Annotated in this window: 15 protein-coding genes; 9 read left to right on the top strand and 6 right to left on the bottom strand. The window is 71.3% G+C overall.

Translation table 11 applies throughout. The features are described 5' to 3' along the window. Position 1 precedes the first annotated feature (1 nt). Both RCP38_RS17825 and RCP38_RS17820 read right to left on the bottom strand, forming a co-directional pair. Positions 2-952, bottom strand: a complete 951-nt coding sequence (locus RCP38_RS17825; protein ID WP_308474242.1) for an alpha/beta fold hydrolase — start codon at positions 950-952, stop codon at positions 2-4. Further along, positions 952-1,452, bottom strand: coding sequence for a phage holin family protein (locus tag RCP38_RS17820; protein ID WP_308474241.1), 501 nt, complete (start codon positions 1,450-1,452; stop codon positions 952-954). The genes RCP38_RS17825 and RCP38_RS17820 overlap by 1 nt, the downstream gene beginning before the upstream one ends. Positions 1,453-1,738: 286 nt before the next feature. Here RCP38_RS17820 and RCP38_RS17815 point away from each other — a divergent pair, with 286 nt between their 5' ends. Beyond that, positions 1,739-2,455 carry a chymotrypsin family serine protease gene (locus RCP38_RS17815; protein WP_308474240.1) on the top strand — a complete coding sequence of 239 codons (717 nt, stop codon included), beginning with the start codon at positions 1,739-1,741 and terminating at the stop codon, positions 2,453-2,455. A gap of 34 nt (positions 2,456-2,489) precedes the next feature. On the opposite strand, the gene acs is transcribed toward RCP38_RS17815, so the two are convergent. Then, the gene (gene acs / locus RCP38_RS17810; protein WP_308474239.1) at positions 2,490-4,451 is read right to left on the bottom strand and encodes an acetate--CoA ligase; all 1,962 of its coding nucleotides are present in this window, start codon (positions 4,449-4,451) and stop codon (positions 2,490-2,492) included. 41 nt (positions 4,452-4,492) lie between these two features. On the opposite strand from acs, the gene RCP38_RS17805 reads away from it, so the two are divergent. Continuing rightward, complete coding sequence (locus RCP38_RS17805; protein WP_308474238.1) at positions 4,493-5,239, top strand: oxidoreductase; 747 nt, start codon at positions 4,493-4,495, stop codon at positions 5,237-5,239. Positions 5,240-5,665: 426 nt separating this feature from the next. Here the strand turns inward: RCP38_RS17805 and RCP38_RS17800 are convergent, their stop codons facing one another. Continuing rightward, a complete protein-coding gene (locus RCP38_RS17800) occupies positions 5,666-6,436 on the bottom strand; it encodes an HAD-IB family hydrolase (RefSeq protein WP_308477398.1) in 771 nt (256 codons plus the stop codon). A 502-nt stretch (positions 6,437-6,938) separates the two neighbouring features. Here RCP38_RS17800 and ssd point away from each other — a divergent pair. From ssd to RCP38_RS17765, 7 genes are all read left to right on the top strand, one after another. Continuing rightward, entirely contained in the window at positions 6,939-8,021 is a 1,083-nt protein-coding gene (gene ssd / locus RCP38_RS17795) for a septum site-determining protein Ssd (RefSeq protein WP_308474237.1), read from the top strand. Then, entirely contained in the window at positions 8,018-9,193 is a 1,176-nt protein-coding gene (locus RCP38_RS17790) for a TadA family conjugal transfer-associated ATPase (protein WP_308474236.1), read from the top strand. Before ssd ends, RCP38_RS17790 begins: the two co-directional genes overlap by 4 nt. Further along, positions 9,190-9,993 (top strand): type II secretion system F family protein, encoded by an 804-nt coding sequence (locus tag RCP38_RS17785; protein WP_308474235.1) that lies wholly within the window; start codon positions 9,190-9,192, stop codon positions 9,991-9,993. The genes RCP38_RS17790 and RCP38_RS17785 overlap by 4 nt, the downstream gene beginning before the upstream one ends. Further along, on the top strand, positions 9,990-10,580 hold the full coding sequence (locus tag RCP38_RS17780; RefSeq protein WP_308474234.1) for a type II secretion system F family protein: 591 nt from the start codon (positions 9,990-9,992) through the stop codon (positions 10,578-10,580). The genes RCP38_RS17785 and RCP38_RS17780 overlap by 4 nt, the downstream gene beginning before the upstream one ends. A gap of 99 nt (positions 10,581-10,679) precedes the next feature. Continuing rightward, complete coding sequence (locus RCP38_RS17775; RefSeq protein WP_308474233.1) at positions 10,680-10,862, top strand: DUF4244 domain-containing protein; 183 nt, start codon at positions 10,680-10,682, stop codon at positions 10,860-10,862. A gap of 6 nt (positions 10,863-10,868) precedes the next feature. Beyond that, positions 10,869-11,216, top strand: a complete 348-nt coding sequence (locus tag RCP38_RS17770; protein WP_308474232.1) for a TadE family type IV pilus minor pilin — start codon at positions 10,869-10,871, stop codon at positions 11,214-11,216. Next, positions 11,119-11,544: an Rv3654c family TadE-like protein gene (locus tag RCP38_RS17765; protein WP_308474231.1), complete on the top strand. Its 426-nt coding sequence runs from the start codon at positions 11,119-11,121 to the stop codon at positions 11,542-11,544. The genes RCP38_RS17770 and RCP38_RS17765 overlap by 98 nt, the downstream gene beginning before the upstream one ends. Positions 11,545-11,550: 6 nt before the next feature. Here the strand turns inward: RCP38_RS17765 and RCP38_RS17760 are convergent, their stop codons facing one another. Next, a complete protein-coding gene (locus RCP38_RS17760) occupies positions 11,551-12,588 on the bottom strand; it encodes a PAS domain-containing protein (RefSeq protein WP_308474230.1) in 1,038 nt (345 codons plus the stop codon). Between the two features lie 308 nt (positions 12,589-12,896). Next, a complete protein-coding gene (locus tag RCP38_RS17755) occupies positions 12,897-15,251 on the bottom strand; it encodes a DEAD/DEAH box helicase (protein WP_308474229.1) in 2,355 nt (784 codons plus the stop codon). Between the last annotated feature and the right edge of the window lie 11 nt (positions 15,252-15,262).

Genomic DNA, 15,262 nt, shown 5'->3' with positions numbered 1-15,262 from the left:
GCTAGGCCCGCTGCAGAAACCGCGTCAGCTCGGCGTTGACCGTCTCGGGTGCTTCTTCGTGGGCGAAATGCCCGGCGCCGGGCACCGACACGTAGCGTCCGTGCGGCGCATACCGACGGGTCCGCTCCACCGGATCGGCCAGGACGTAGGGATCGTGCTCGCCGCGCAGATGCAACAGCGGGATGGTCAGCGTGCGAAGATCCAGCGCTTTCATGAAGCGGCGGCCTTCGGCCCGGAACTGGCTGCGCACCGCCCAGCGCTGATACTCCAGTGTGCAGTGCGCCGCCGAGGGGATCTGGATCGCGGTACGCAGGTGCCGCACCGTTTCGGCGAAGTCCGCGCCGGCCTGCCAGTCCGCCCCGGCACGGCTGCGCACCAGCCGCTCGAGTTCGGCGCCGTCGTGGCGGGTCAGGGCGCGTTCCGGCCAGATCGGTACCTGGTAGCGCAGCAGCCACGGCAGCAGCGCGCGGCGCTGTTCGGCGTCGGTGAGCGCCGAGCGGCGCAGCGCCGCCGGATGCGGTGAACTGATCACGGCGATATCGCGCACCAGCCGGGGGTGCAGCAACGCGGTCGCCCAGCACACCAGGCCGCCGTCGGCATGGCCGACCAGGGTCGCCGAGGAGTGCCCCAGCGCCCGGATCAGCCCGGCGGTGTCACCGGCCAGCGTCCAGCCGTCGTACCCGCGGGGCGGTTTGTCGCTGCCGCCGTAGCCGCGCAGGTCCACCGCGACGACGCGGGCGTCGGGCAGGCCGCGCAGCTGATGGCGCCAGGTCCACCAGAACGAGCCGAAGCCGTGCAGCAGCATCACCAGCGGCCGAGCCGTCGGCGCGACGCCGGCGGCCGGGCCGACCGGCAGTGCCTCGACGACATGGAAGCGGATGCCGTTGGCGTGGATGTCCTGATGGCGCCACGGCCCGTCGATCCGGGTGACCGACGGATCCGGTGGCGGCACTACCAGCCCGAGGGGTCGGTGGTCGAGCTCGCCTCGCTACCGTTCGACGGCAACGACGCGGGCGAAGCGTGAGCGCGGCCGGGGTCGGGACGCAGCGCGTCACGCGTCTCCTGCAGGGATTCGATGGTCTGGCGCGGTCCGCGGATACGACGCACCCGCAGGAACCCGAAGAGCGCCAGGGCGGCGGTCGTCACCAGCATGATCCCGAACACGATCAGGTAGGCGGCCCAGTCCTGCAGCCACAGGTTGAGCACCTCGGCCAGGAAGAAGAAGAAAAAGAACGTCGAGTAGAACAGCACGACCAGGGCCGCGATGAAGAAGACGCTGCCGGTCACGCCCTTCTTGACGTCCCGGGTGATCTCCGCGCGGGCCAGTTCGACCTCCGCGCGCACCAACGTCGAGATCTGCGCGGTGGCGTCTTTGACCAGGTCGCCCAGCGACGGGTCGGTGGGCAGGGCATGCGGGTCGGCCAGTGGGATGGTCGCCAATGTGTCGGGCACCCCATTGCGGTCCGTGCGGACGGATCTGCTCGAGGCACGTGATCCGTTCTTGCGATCGGCCTTGCTCACTGGCTGTCCTCCCGTTCACCTTCGTCGCGGCTTATGTTGCCATGCGGTAGCCGACCCGACGAGCGAGCCCGGTAAAGCTACGGCGGATCTTGGGCTCGTCTCATGCCGGACCGATGGTGGCGACCCGCGGCGCGTCCGGTGCCGCCGTGTCGGCGACCGCCGCTACGCTTGGTTCTTTACCACCGTGGGTGGGGTGTTGATCGACAGGAGAACCGCCGTGCAGATGGCACATCGTCGTTTGCTGCGTGCCTTGACGGCGCTGCTGACATGGGTGACGTGTTTTGCGGTCGTCACCGTCGCCGGGCCGGTCGGTCCGGCGGCCGCCGACGAGCGAGTGGTGATGGGCGGCGGCGCCGGCCTGGTCGTCGACGGCGACACGTTGTGCACCCTGACCTCGATCGGGCACGACAGGACCGGCGCGTTGATCGGCTTCACCTCGGCGCACTGCGGCGGGCCGGGCGCCGAGGTCGCCGCCGAGGGCTCCGAGGGCAACGGCATCATCGGCCGGATGGTGGCCGGCAACGACAACCTGGACTACGCGGTCATCGAGTTCGACCCGGAGAAGGTGACGCCGGTGTCGAACTTCGGCGGGTTCGTGATCGGCGGCATCGGCCCGGACCCGATCTTCGGCCAGATCGCCTGCAAGCAGGGCCGCACCACCGGAAACTCCTGCGGGGTCACCTGGGGTCCGGGTCAGGATCCGGGCACCATCGTGATGCAGGTCTGCGGGCGTCCCGGTGACTCCGGCGGACCGGTGGTGGTGAACAACATGCTGGTCGGCATGATCCACGGGGCGTTCAGCGATGCGCTGCCGACCTGCGTGGTCAAGTACATTCCGCTGCACACCCCGGCGGTCGTGGTGTCGATCAACGCCGTGCTCGGCGACATCAACGCCAACGACCGCCCCGGCGCGGGCTTCGTCCCGATCGCCTGAGCAGCGGCCCCTCTCCCGGGACTTGGTCCGCGACTCAATCCGCCGCGCGGATCGCGTCGAAGACGCTGGGGTCCACCAGGGTTGAGGTGTCGCCCAGTTCGCGGCCGTCGGCGATGTCGCGCAGCAGCCGCCGCATGATCTTGCCGCTGCGGGTCTTGGGCAACTCCGGGACGATGTGGACGTTGCGGGGCTTGGCGATCGGCGAGATCTCCACGGTGACGCGCTCGCGCAGTTCGTCGACAATCGAATTACCCACGCCGACATGCGACGACGCGAGCACCACGAACGCGCAGATCCGCTGCCCGGTCTGCTCGTCGATGGCGCCGACCACCGCGGCCTCGGCCACCGCGACATGGCTCACCAGTGCGGACTCCACCTCCGAGGTCGAGATGCGGTGTCCGGACACGTTCATCACGTCGTCGATGCGGCCCAGCACCCAGATATCGCCGTCGGCGTCGTAACGGGCGCCGTCGCCGGCGAAGTACCAGCCCTGCTCGGCGAACCGGGACCAGTAGGTGTCGATGAAGCGCTGCGGGTCACCCCAGATTCCGCGGGTCATCGCCGGCCACGGCTGGTCGATCACCAGATATCCGGTGACCGGTTCCGCGCCTGCGGTATCCGGGGCCAGCAGGTCGCCGTGGTCGTCGACGATGCGGGCGGAGATCCCCGGCAGCGGGGTCATCGCCGCACCCGGCTTGGCGGCGGCCACCCCGGGCAGCGGGGTGATCATGGCCGCGCCGGTCTCGGTCTGCCACCAGGTGTCGACCACCGGGACGGCGTCCGCACCGATCACCTTCCGGTACCAACGCCAGGCCTCGGGGTTGATGGGTTCACCGACCGAGCCCAGCAGCCGCAGGCTGGTCAGGTCGTGGGCGTCGGGCATCTCGCGGCCCCACTTCATGAAGGTGCGGATCAACGTCGGCGCGGTGTAATAGATTGTCACACCGTACTTTTCGATGATCTGGAAGTGCCGGTGGTGGTCCGGGAAGTCCGGGGTGCCCTCGTAGATGACCTCGGTTGCGCCGTTGGCCAGCGGCCCGTATACCGCGTAGGTGTGCCCGGTGACCCAGCCGATGTCGGCGGTGCACCAGAACACGTCGGTATCGGGCTTGAGGTCGAAGACGTAAGAGTGGGTGTAGGCGGCCTGGGTCAGGTAGCCGCCGCTGGTGTGCACGATGCCCTTGGGTTTGCCGGTGGTTCCCGAGGTGTACAGCAGGTACAGCGGCTGCTCGGCTTCGAACGCCTCGGGGGTGTGCTCGGGCGACGCCGGGTCCACCACGTCGTGCCACCACAGGTCGCGGTCGGGCTGCCACGCCACCTCGCCGCCGGTGCGGCGCACCACCAGTACGTGCTGCACGCTCGGTGCATCCGAGACGGCCTCGTCGACCGCGGGCTTGAGCGGCGCGGGCTGGCCGCGGCGGAACTGGCCGTCGGAGGTGATGACCACCTTCGCCTCGGCGTCGTCGATCCGGGAGCGCAGTGCGTGTGCGGAGAACCCGGCGAACACCACGGTGTGCAGCACGCCCAGCCGTGCGCACGCCAGCATCGCGACGACGGCCTCGGGGATCATCGGCAGGTAGATGGCCACCCGGTCGCCGGCGACCAGGCCGAGTCCGGTCAGGGCGTTGGCCGCCCGGCAGACGTCGGCCTGCAGGTCCGCGTAGGTGATGGTGCGGGAGTCACCGGGTTCGCCCTCCCAGTGGATCGCGACCCGGTCGCCGTGGCCGGCCGCCACGTGGCGGTCCACACAGTTGTAGGCGACGTTGAGCCGCCCGTCGGCGAACCAGCGCGCGAACGGCGCCTTCGAGTAGTCGAGCACCTCGGTGAAGGGCGTCGCCCAACTCAGCCTTTTGGCCTGGTCGGCCCAGAACTCCAGCCGGTCGGCTTCGGCCGCGCGGTAGATCTCCGGACCCGCGTTGGCCTTGGCGACGAACTCCGCCGACGGCGGATACGACGGTGTGGCGGGGGCGGGTGCGGTCTCTGAGTGGCTGCTCACGATCACCGAGCCTAATCATCTTGTCGGTAGTGTCACTACCCGTGACCAACGCCGAGGATCCGCTGGCCCCATTAGTCGCATTGCCGGGCGTCGCCGAGGCGAGCGAACAGGTACGCGACGAACTTGCGCGGGTGCATCGGCACAAGAGCAATATGCGCGGTTGGCCGGTCAGCGCCGCCGAGGCGTCGCTGCGGGCGGCCCGGGCGTCGTCGGTGCTCGACGGGGGCCCCTCGGCGGTCGACGCCGACACCACCACCGACCCGGTTTTCGCCGGCGCGCTGCGGGTGGCCCAGGCGCTGGAAGGCGGGGAGACCTCGCTGGTCGACGTGTGGCGGCGGGCCCCGCTGCAGGCGCTGGCGCGGCTGCATGTGCTGGCCGCCGCGGATCTGGTCGACGAGGACGCGCTCGGCAGGCCGCAGGGCGGCGCCGAGGTCGGGCGACGGCTGGAGATGCTGGCCGACCTGGCCACCGGAGGTACCGCGGTGGCCGCGCCGGTGTTCGCCGCCGTGGTGCACGGTGAACTGCTGACGTTGGCGCCGTTCGGCAGCGCCGACGGGGTGGTGGCCCGGGGCGCGGCCCGGTTGGTGACGATCGCCAGTGGGCTGGACCGGCACGGGCTGGGGGTGCCGGAGGTGACCTGGATGCGCAACGCCGCCGACTACCGGCGGGCGGCGACGAAGTTCGCGACCGGTTCGACGCCGGGGGTCACCGCTTGGCTGCAGTTGTGCTGCAGTGCCATGCGCACCGGTGCGTTGGATGCGCTGGGGATTGCTGAAGCCGCGCGCTGAGGGCCGATCCGGGGGCGCCCCGGACGAACGAAGCGGGCGGCGTTCCGAATGAATCGGTTCGCCGCCCGCTAGCACGGTACACGGTTACCAAGCGTCCAACGTGGGTTGCGTGGGTGGCCTCGGCGCTCCTGCGGTGTTCTTCGGCTGCATCCCCACCCAAAGGGCTGTCGACACCGATCACGCTCCGCAATTACGCAGGCCCGCAACGCTTCTGCCATCTTCGCGGCTGTGGCTCCGCGTGGGTACCGCTCTCCGTACTGGGAAGTTCGGCTCGGGAGATCGATCCTTCTCTTCCGGGTCGATCCTGGCCTCACCGGCTTCCGTGCTTCCTTTGTACTACGTGACGCACGACACAGCAAGGGGGAATCGCGAACGGCTTGCGCGGTGTCATCGGTTTGTGACCGAAAATGTTTGCTGGATACCGGTTCAGCGCACCAGGCGGCGCAGCACGGAGTACGTCAGCGCGCCGGCCGCGAGTGCGCTGAGGCCGACGGCGGCGGTGGTGGCCACCGCAGCGCCGGACGGTGCGGGGAGGCGGTCCCGCAACGACACCGGCCGGGAGAAGGTCAGCACCGGCCAGCCGTTGGCGATCGCCTCCCTGCGCAGCGCGCGGTCGGGGTTGACCGCCGAGGGGTGTCCGACCACCTGCAGCATCGGCAGGTCGGTGATCGAATCCGAGTAGGCGTAGCAGTGCTCCAGCGGGTACCCCTCGCGGGCGGCCAACTCGCGGATCGCCTGCACCTTGCCCTCGCCGTAGCAGTAGAACGCGATCTCCCCGGTGTACTTGCCGTCGGCTACCACCATCCGGGTCGCCATGGCGTGGGTGGCGCCCAGTGCCCGGGCGATGGGGGCCACGATCTCTTCCCCGGAGGCCGAGACCACCACCACGTCACGGCCGCAGAGCTTGTGGTCGGCGATCAATTCGGCGGCCTCGGCGAAGATCAGCGGGGTGACGATGTCGTGGATCGTCTCGTTGACGATCGCCTTGACCTGCTCGACGTCCCAGCCGGTGCACATGTTGGTCAGATGCGCGCGCATCCGCTCCATCTGGTCGTGATCGGCGCCGGACAGCAGCATCAGGAATTGCGCGTAGCTGGACTTGAGAACGGTGCGGCGGTTGATCAGTCCCTGGTCCATAAAGGGTTTGCTGAAGGCCAGTGCGCTCGACTTGGCGATGACCGTCTGGTCGAGGTCCAGGAAGGCGGCGGTGCGGGGCGGTGGGGCCCCGCGGGGGTGCTCGCAGGGGTGGTCGGTGACTGCGGATGCGGGGTGGATGCGGTCACCGCTACAGCATAGGTCGGCGGCGCCGCCCGGTCCGTGGCTACGGAAGAAAGCGCACTTCACACGTAGTGCGACACATCGGAACGGCATTTGGCGGCAACACTTGCGCCGCACCACCCTGTCGTGTGTATAGTGGCATCACTCGGCTTATGCTGAGGGTGTATCGGCCCGACCCCCCGGGGTTGATGCACGACGACCTCCGCCTCCTCCCCCCCTGGCGGGGGTCGTCTTTTTTAACCGGTAAATCGTTCGCCGGGCCCCTCTCTCCGACCGGATCGTGGAATAGAACCCTCGAAACATTCAATCGGTATGGTTTTTATGCATTTGCATAACGCTGAGTTTTAAACAGTCCGTGATTTCCTCCCCAGCAGCCGCGCATCGACTGGCCCGTCTGGGGTGATCGCGCCACGGTGAGGCGGTGAACGCAGCCGCCGGCCTGTTGGCCCTCGTGTCCGGATCGGCCCTGCGCGACGAGGTGGACCGGGTGGCCGCAGCGGTCGGGGTGCGCGTCATCCAACTCGGCGCCGCCCTACCGAGCCGCAAGGCCTGGTCGGCCGCGGCGGCGGTGGTGCTCGACGAAGAAGCCGCGGTGCGCTGCGGCGAGGCCCGGCTGCCGCGCCGAGCACACGTCGTGGTGCTAACCGGGGCGGAATCCACCACCCTCACCTGGCAGGCCGGCGTCGCCGTCGGCGCGCAACGGGTCCTGGGAATCCCCGCCGAGGCCAACGACCTGGTGGCAGAGCTGGCCGAGGCCGCCGAGTCCGTCCGGGGCGCTCGCCGCCGCGGCGACGTCGTCGCGGTGATCGGGGCGCGCGGCGGCGCCGGGGCGTCGCTCCTGGCCACTGCGCTGGCCCAGCGGGCGGGGGAGGCGCTGCTGGTCGACCTGGACGCCTACAGCGGCGGCCTGGACCTGCTGGCGGGCACCGAGAACGCCGCCGGGCTGCGCTGGGGTGACCTGCGGCGCCAGAGCGGACGGTTGACCTGGCCGGCGCTGCACGCCGCACTGCCGCGGCACGGCCCGGTGACTGTGCTCTCCGGTGCGGCCCGCGGCGATCGGACCCGGCGGGTCGGCGACATCGAGTCGGCCACCGTGGAGGCCGTCGTCGAGGCCGGCCGGCGCGGCGGCGTCACGGTGGTCTGCGACCTGCCGCGCGGCCCGTCCGAACCGGCCGAGGCCGCGCTCGGTGCCGCCGACCTCGTGGTGGTGATCAGCCCGGGCGAGGTACGGGCCTGCGCGGCCGGGGCGGCGCTGGTGCCGCGGCTGCGGGCGGTGAACCCCAACATCGGTCTGGTGGTGCGCGGCCCGGCTCCGGGTGGCCTGCGCGCCGCGGAAGTGGGCGAGATCGTCGGGCTGCCGGTGCTGGCCGCGCTGCGCGCCGAACCGCGGCTGGCCGAACGGCTCGAACACGCCGGCCTGCGACTGCACCGCCGGTCCGCGCTGGCCGCCGCGGCCGACCGGATCCTGCAGCACCTACCCAACCGGAAACCGTTGTCGTCATGACCGATTCATTGATCGACCGGGTCCGTGAGCGGCTGGCGGCGGAATCGCCGACGACATCGGTGCTGCGCCCGCAGACCGTGGCCGCGGCCATCCGCGCCGAAACCGGCGGGGTGCTCGGCGATACCGAGCTGCTGTCCGATCTGCGGGTACTGCAGACCGAATTGACCGGTGCCGGTGTCCTGGAGCCGCTGCTGTGCGCGGCCGGCACCACCGATGTCCTGGTGACCGCACCGGATTCGGTGTGGGTCGACGACGGGGCGGGCCTGCGGCGCACCGAGATCCGGTTCGCCGACGAGGCCGCGGTGCGCCGGCTGGCGCAACGGCTCGCGTTGGCCGCCGGTCGCCGGCTCGACGACGCCCAACCGTGGGTCGACGGCCGGCTGCACGGCATCGGTACCGGAGAGTTCGCCGTTCGCCTGCACGCGATCCTGCCGCCGGTGGCGGCCGACGGCACCTGCCTGTCGCTTCGGGTGCTGCGGCCGGCCACCCAGGACCTCGCCGCACTGATAGCCACCGGCGCCATCGCGCCGCAGGCGGCCGCCCTACTGGCCGACATCATCGCCGCCCGGCTGGCCTTCCTGGTCTCCGGCGGCACCGGCGCCGGCAAGACCACCCTGTTGGCCGCCATGCTGGGCGCGGTCGGGGCGGACGAACGGCTGGTCTGCGTCGAGGACGCGCCCGAACTGCAGCCCCGCCATCCCCATCTGGTCCGGCTGGTCGCCCGTGCGGCCAATGTCGAGGGCGCCGGCGAGGTCGGACTGCGCGAACTGGTCCGGCAGGCGTTGCGGATGCGGCCGGACCGCCTGGTGGTCGGTGAGGTGCGGGGCGCCGAAGTGATCGACCTGCTGGCCGCGCTGAACACCGGCCACGACGGAGGTGCCGGCACCGTGCACGCCAACAGCCCGGCCGAGGTCCCGGCCCGCCTGGAAGCCCTTGCCGCACTGGGCGGCCTGGACCGCGCCGGACTGCACAGTCAACTGGCGGCCGCCGTGCAGGCCCTGGTGCACGTGGCCCGTGACCGCGACGGCCGGCGCCGGGTCACCGACATCTCGATGCTGGCGCGCACCGACTCCGGGCAGGTGCGGGTGGCGGCGATCTGGCGGGTGGCCGGCGGCCTGACCCGGCACGCCGCGGGCTTTCGCGCGCTGCTGGCCGATCGGATGCCGGCGTGAGCGGCCCGGGAGCGGCGGCGCTGGCACTGGCGGCCGCAGTCCTGCTCGGCGTATCGCCCCGGCGGCGCCTCGCCTCGGGCGCAGGCCGTCGCCGCCGCCGGTCGGGCCGGCGGGGGTGGACCGGCGCGGCAGCGCTGGCGTGTGTCGCGGTGCCCGCCGTCGCCGTACTCCCGACCGGCGGGTGGCTGGCCGCGGCGGTGCTGGGCGGTACCACCGCATGGCGGCGGCACCGGAGTCTGCGTCGTCGCCGGGCCCGGGCCGAAACCCGCGCGCTGCAAGCCGCACTGGATGTCCTGACCGGCGAGTTGCGGGTCGGCGCTCACCCGGTGCGGGCGTTTGCGACCGCCGCCGTCGAATCCGGGCATCCCGCGGTCGCCGCCGGCCTGCGCGGGGTCTGCGCACGGGCCGGGTTGGGGGCCGACGTCGCGAGTGGACTGCGGGAGGCGGCCCGGGGCTCGGCGTGGCCCGCGCACTGGGAGCGGCTCGCGGTCTACTGGGAACTCGGCGGTGAGCACGGGCTGGCGATCGCCGCCCTGATGCAGGCCGCACAGCTCGATATCACGGCCCGACAGCGCTTTTCGGCGCGTGCCGATGCCGGCATGGCGGGTGCCCGCGCCTCGGCGACACTGCTGGGCCTGCTTCCGGTACTGGGCGTGCTGCTCGGGCAACTGATCGGAGCGCATCCGCTGGCTTTCCTGGCCGGCGGCTTCGGTGGTGTGCCGGCGCTGGTCGGCGTGAGCCTGATCTGTGCGGGACTGCTGTGGTCGGATCGGATCACCACCGTAGGCGGATCGCCGTGACCGCCGTCGCGGTGCTGCTGGCGCTGGCGGTGTTGGCGGGCGCCGGACCGTCGACGGCGCGCGCCCGCGCCGGGCGGTCCCGGCCCGAACGGCCGCCACCCCGACGACCCGCCCCGGGAACCGACGTCGTGGCGCTGGCCGCGGATCTGGAGGTGTTCGCACTCTGCCTGTCGGCGGGCATGCCGGTGTCGGTGGCCGCGACCGCCACCGCCCGACACGCCGCACCGGAGTTGGCGGCGGTGCTGAGCCGCGGCGCCGACCTGCTGGCACTGGGCGCCGAACCGGAGATCGCCTGGTCGGCTCCGAACGACGAGCCCGCCGACACCGGCCACAGCACGGCGGCCGCGGTACGACGACTGGCGCGCCGGTCGGGTTCGTCCGGTACGGCACTGGCCGCCGGGCTCACCGAGCTCGCCGCACAGTGCCGCGACGACGCCGCGCAGGCGGCCACCGCCGCCGCCGAGCGCGCCGGGGTGCTGATCGCCGGGCCGCTCGGGTTGTGCTTCCTGCCGGCGTTCGTCTGCCTCGGGATCATGCCGGTGGTCGCCGGGCTCGCCGGCGACGTGCTGGGGTCAGGCCTGCTATGACCGGCGATGCTTCGCGGACAGACCGCGAGAACCCTTACCGGGGACGATGAAGGAGGTTCGGTGAATCATCAGATATCGCGGGCGCGCAACGTATTTCGTGTGCTGGGACTCAAGGCCGCACTGCTGGCGACCGATGAGTCAGGAATGTCGACCGTCGAGTATGCGATCGGCACCGTCGCGGCCGCCGCGTTCGGCGCGATCCTCTACACCGTGGTCACCGGCGATTCGATCGTCTCGGCGCTGACCCGGGTCATCGGGCGCGCGCTGAACACCAAGGTCTGACGGGCGGTGACCGGACGTGGCCCGACCGCCGACGACACCGGCGCGGCCACGGTCGAGGCGGCGTTCGCACTGGCCGCCCTGGTGGCCGTGCTGGTGCTGTGCCTGGCCGGAATCGGTGCGGTATCGGCCCAGGTCCGCTGCATCGACGCAGCCCGGGAAGCCGCCCGGCTCGCGGCCCGCGGAGACGCTGCGGCGGCCACCGCGGCGGTGCCCCGGATCGCGCCGGCCGGCGCCACGATCGTGCTGCGCTTCGAAGGTGACCTGGTGGTCGCGACCGTCAGCGCCGCATCGGCGCTGCTGCCCGGAGTGGCGATCCACGCCGAGGCGGTGTCGGCGGTCGAGCCCACACGCTGAGGCGGGCGGTGCCACCGTGGCCGCCGCGGCGATGATCGCGGTGCTGCTGAGCGGCACCGGCGGTGGTGTGCTGCTCGGCGCCGCGGTCATCACGCGGCACCGGGCGCAGGCGGTCGTCGACCTGGCCGCGTTGGCCGGCGCGGCCGGGCTGCCTGCCGGTCCCCGGCACGCCTGCGCACAGTCCCAGCGGCTGGCCGTGCGGAATCACGGCGGTGAGATCACGTGCACGGTAGACGGACTCGACGTGGTGGTCACCGTCGCGATGCCGGTTCCCGGATGGCGGCTCGGCCACGCCCGGGCAAGCGCCCGCGCCGGGCCGGTCGGTTAGCGCCGGTCAGGACCTACCCAGCTGCTGGTCCAACCCGGCCGCGGCCAGCTCGGCCTCGGTGGGCAGGCGCAGCGCGACCAGCCCGCCCACCGTGCCCGGTTCGATCTCCACCTTGTTGACCGTCACATGGACCGGCGCCCAGCCGCCGTCCACCCCGCGCAGCCGCAGCACGCCGCTTGCCGGTGCCTGGGTCCGGATCAGCTCGCCCTGCATCCGGTCGAGCTGGGCCTCGTCGTCGGGATGGACCCGCGGTTGATCGCCCGAAGTGCGCCAGTCGTAGAACGGGCACGGCTCGTCGAGCCACTTCAGCAGCCGACGGTTGGCCAGGTCGACCATGGCCCGGTGCACGCCGGGCTGCGCCAGGGCGTGCAGGATCTGTTGGGCGAGGGAATCCGGACGCTGCACCGCGCCGTCGTGCTGACCGCGCCAGTTCATGCCCCTGGTCACCAAATGCTCCCGACCACCCGGGACGGACTCGCGCGCCGTACGCACCACGAAGCCGACCCGGACGACCGCGCCGTTGAAATCGGTGACATCCCAGCTGCTGCAGATGGTCTGGCCGGGTTCGGCCCGAATGGCCAGGGCCAGCACCTTGTTCTCGTTCGGGCTGAACTCGCGGGTGGGCAGTTCCTCGGCGAACGCCCGACCGTGGGTGGCTTCCACCTCCGGGTCCTTACCGCTGTTGATCAGCGATTCCCGGGAATCGGTGGCCACCCCCAGCGTCAGATCCCACTTCAGCGGGCCCGGGATGGGCCGCTCGGGTGGTTCGATGTCGGCCGGCCCGGTCCAGACGTGCACGCCGTGCACGCGACCGTCGGACATCACCACGGGTTCGGTGCGGATCACCCGGTCGTGGCGCGCGGTGATGCTGTCGAGACTCTGCCCGGTACGCACCGATTCGCTGATCGCGGTCTGTACGGCGGGCAGATGCGGGCTGCGCCGCAAGAACTGTGTGATCGGCACCATGTTCTTCAGCACGCGACCCTGCGCGACGACGACCGGTTCACCTCCGAGGGTCTCCACCAGCAACCAATCGTGCGCCACGATCCGGGATATTACGGCTCGTAATGCTTCACCTGCGCCAATGGTCCCCGATTCGACGGATCTGTGGCCGATCGCACACGACAAATCGGCCGTTCGAGTTGCGCAGGGTCCGGTCTAGCCGGTAACTTACGGCTCCGTCCGATGTTTTATCGGATTTGGGAACGGGTCGCTTTTCTCGACCGTTCGTCTTATCGCTCCGTCTGCATTGTTGCGTGGTGACCCGTGTCACCAAAACAGTGCACGCTGCGGGTAAGGGGCTCGGGGAGTCGGCCGTTCGGGGGGTCGGCCGACTCCCGCAGTCCGCGGAATCAATGGCTGTCGCCGTCCGCGAGATGGTCGAGCACCAGTCGCAGAACCTGCACAGCCCCCTGCTTGTCCAACGGGTCGTTTCCGTTGCCGCACTTGGGGGATTGCACACACGAGGGGCAGCCCTGCGGGCATTCGCACGACGCGATGGTCGCCGCGGTGGCGGCCAGCCAGGCGGTGGCGGCGTGGAATCCCCGTTCGGCGAATCCGGCCCCGCCGGGATGCCCGTCGTAGACGAAAACACTGGGCAATCCGCCCAATGATTCCGGGCCCACCGCGGTGGACAATCCGCCGATGTCGCCCCGGTCACAACTGGCCACCAGTGGCAGCAATCCGATCGCCGCGTGCTCGGCGGCATGTAGCGCGCCGGGGATTGACCGTTCACTTATTCCGCGGGCGGCCAGTTCCTCGGCGGTGACGGTGTAGACCACCGCCGTGGTGGGCAGGGTGGCCGGCGGGAGATCGAGGTCGATGAAGTCCAACACCTCGCCGGTCGGAAGTCGCCGCAGGTAGCCGACGATCTGGTGGGTCACGGTCACCGGCACCAGGCCGAGGCCGACCGGGCCGAACAGGATTCGTTCACCCTCGCCGGTCACGTCGATGTCGGTGACTTCCCGAGCAAACGTCGTATAGCCCGGATCCTCGGCGTGCACGAACGCGATCCGGCGTTCGATGTCCAGCGAGTCGACCAGGTAACTGTCGCCCTGATGCAGGTAGACCGCCCCGGTGTGCACGGTGGCCGGGGCCCGCCCGGCGTCGACGCTGCCCAGCAGCCGGCCGGTGTCGGCCTCCACGATCACCACCTGCCCGCCGACGGACCCGCGGATCTCCACCGTCGCGTGCGGATCGAGCCCCGGTGCCGGGAAGTACTTCTCGGCGCGTCGCCGCAACAGCCCGTCGTCGACCAGGTCCTCGACCACCTGCTCGGCGCCCAGTTGCGCCACCTCGGCGGCGGTCACCGGCAGTTCGGCGGCCGCGCACAGCAACTGCGGCCCCAACACGTAGGGGTTGGTCGGGTCGATCACCACCTGTTCGATCGGCTTGTCCAGCAACGCCGCGGGATGATGCACCAGGTAGGTGTCCAGCGGGTCGTCCCGGGCGACCAGCACGATCAGGGCCGTCTGGCCGCGGCGCCCCGACCGGCCGGCCTGCTGCCAGAACGACGTCACCGTGCCGGGGAAACCGGCCATCACCACCGCGTCCAGCCCCGCGATGTCCACACCGAGCTCCAGGGCGTTGGTGGTGGCCAGGCCGAACAGTTCCCCGGACGCCAGTGCCCGTTCCAGATCCCGGCGGTCTTCGGCCAGGTATCCGGCGCGGTAGGAGGCGACCTTGTCGACCAGCGCCGGGGCCACCGTCTCCAGCCGGGTGCGGGCGGCCAGCGCGGTGAGTTCGGCGCCGCGGCGAGACCGCACGAACGTCAGGGTCCGGGCGCCCTCGGCGATCAGGTCGGCCATCACCCGAGCCGCCTCGGTCCCGGCGGCACGACGCACCGGGGCGCCGTTCTCGCCGGTCACGTCGGTGCGCAGCGCCGGTTCCCACAGTGCCACCGTCCGTGCGCCGTGCGGCGACCCGTCTTCGGTGACCTCGGCGACGGGCCGGCCGATCAACGCGGACGCGCTGGCTCCCGGCGCCGCGGTGGTGGCGCTGGCGAAGATCACCGTCGGGCCGGGCGCGCCGCGAGTGGCGTACCGCTCGCACAGGCGTAACAGCCGGCGCAGCACCATCGCCACGTGCGAGCCGAAGACGCCCCGGTAGTAGTGGCACTCGTCGACGACGACGAACCGCAGGCCGCGCAGGAACACCGCCCAGCGGGCGTGGTTGCGCAGCAGCGACAGGTGGATCATGTCCGGATTGGAGAACACCCAGCGGGAGCGTTCCCGGGCGAACCGCCGGATCTCGGCCGCGCAGTCGCCGTCGTAGGCGGTGGGGGCGACCGCACCGGCGCCGCCGGCCAGCCGGGCAACGGAGGCGGTCAACGCGTGCGCCGCACGCAACTGGTCGTGGCCCAGCGCCTTCGTCGGCGACAGGTACAGCACGCGGGCGCGAGGATCTGCGGCCAGCGCCTGCAGGGCGGGAAGCTGATAGGCCAGAGATTTGCCCGACGCCGTACCGGTGCTGATCACCACGTTCCGCCCGGCGTGGGCGAGTTCGGCGGCGGCCGACTGGTGCGACCACGGCGCGCTGATACCGCGCCCGGTGAACGCGCCGATCACATCGGGGTCGGCCCAGGTCGGCCAGCTGCCGGGGCGGCCCTCGGCGGCCGGCAGGTCGGCGACGTGACGCAGTGGCTCTTCACCGGCTTCGACGCCGCCGAGTGCGGCGGCGAGCAATTCACCGCCGAAATTCGCCGCCATTGGTCCCCGTC

The organism is Mycolicibacter sp. MU0083 (assembly GCF_963378075.1).
GTDB classification, from domain to species: domain Bacteria; phylum Actinomycetota; class Actinomycetes; order Mycobacteriales; family Mycobacteriaceae; genus Mycobacterium; species Mycobacterium kokjensenii.
Note: the sequence above shows the minus strand (reverse complement) of the source record. Positions and strands in the feature narration are given on the sequence as shown.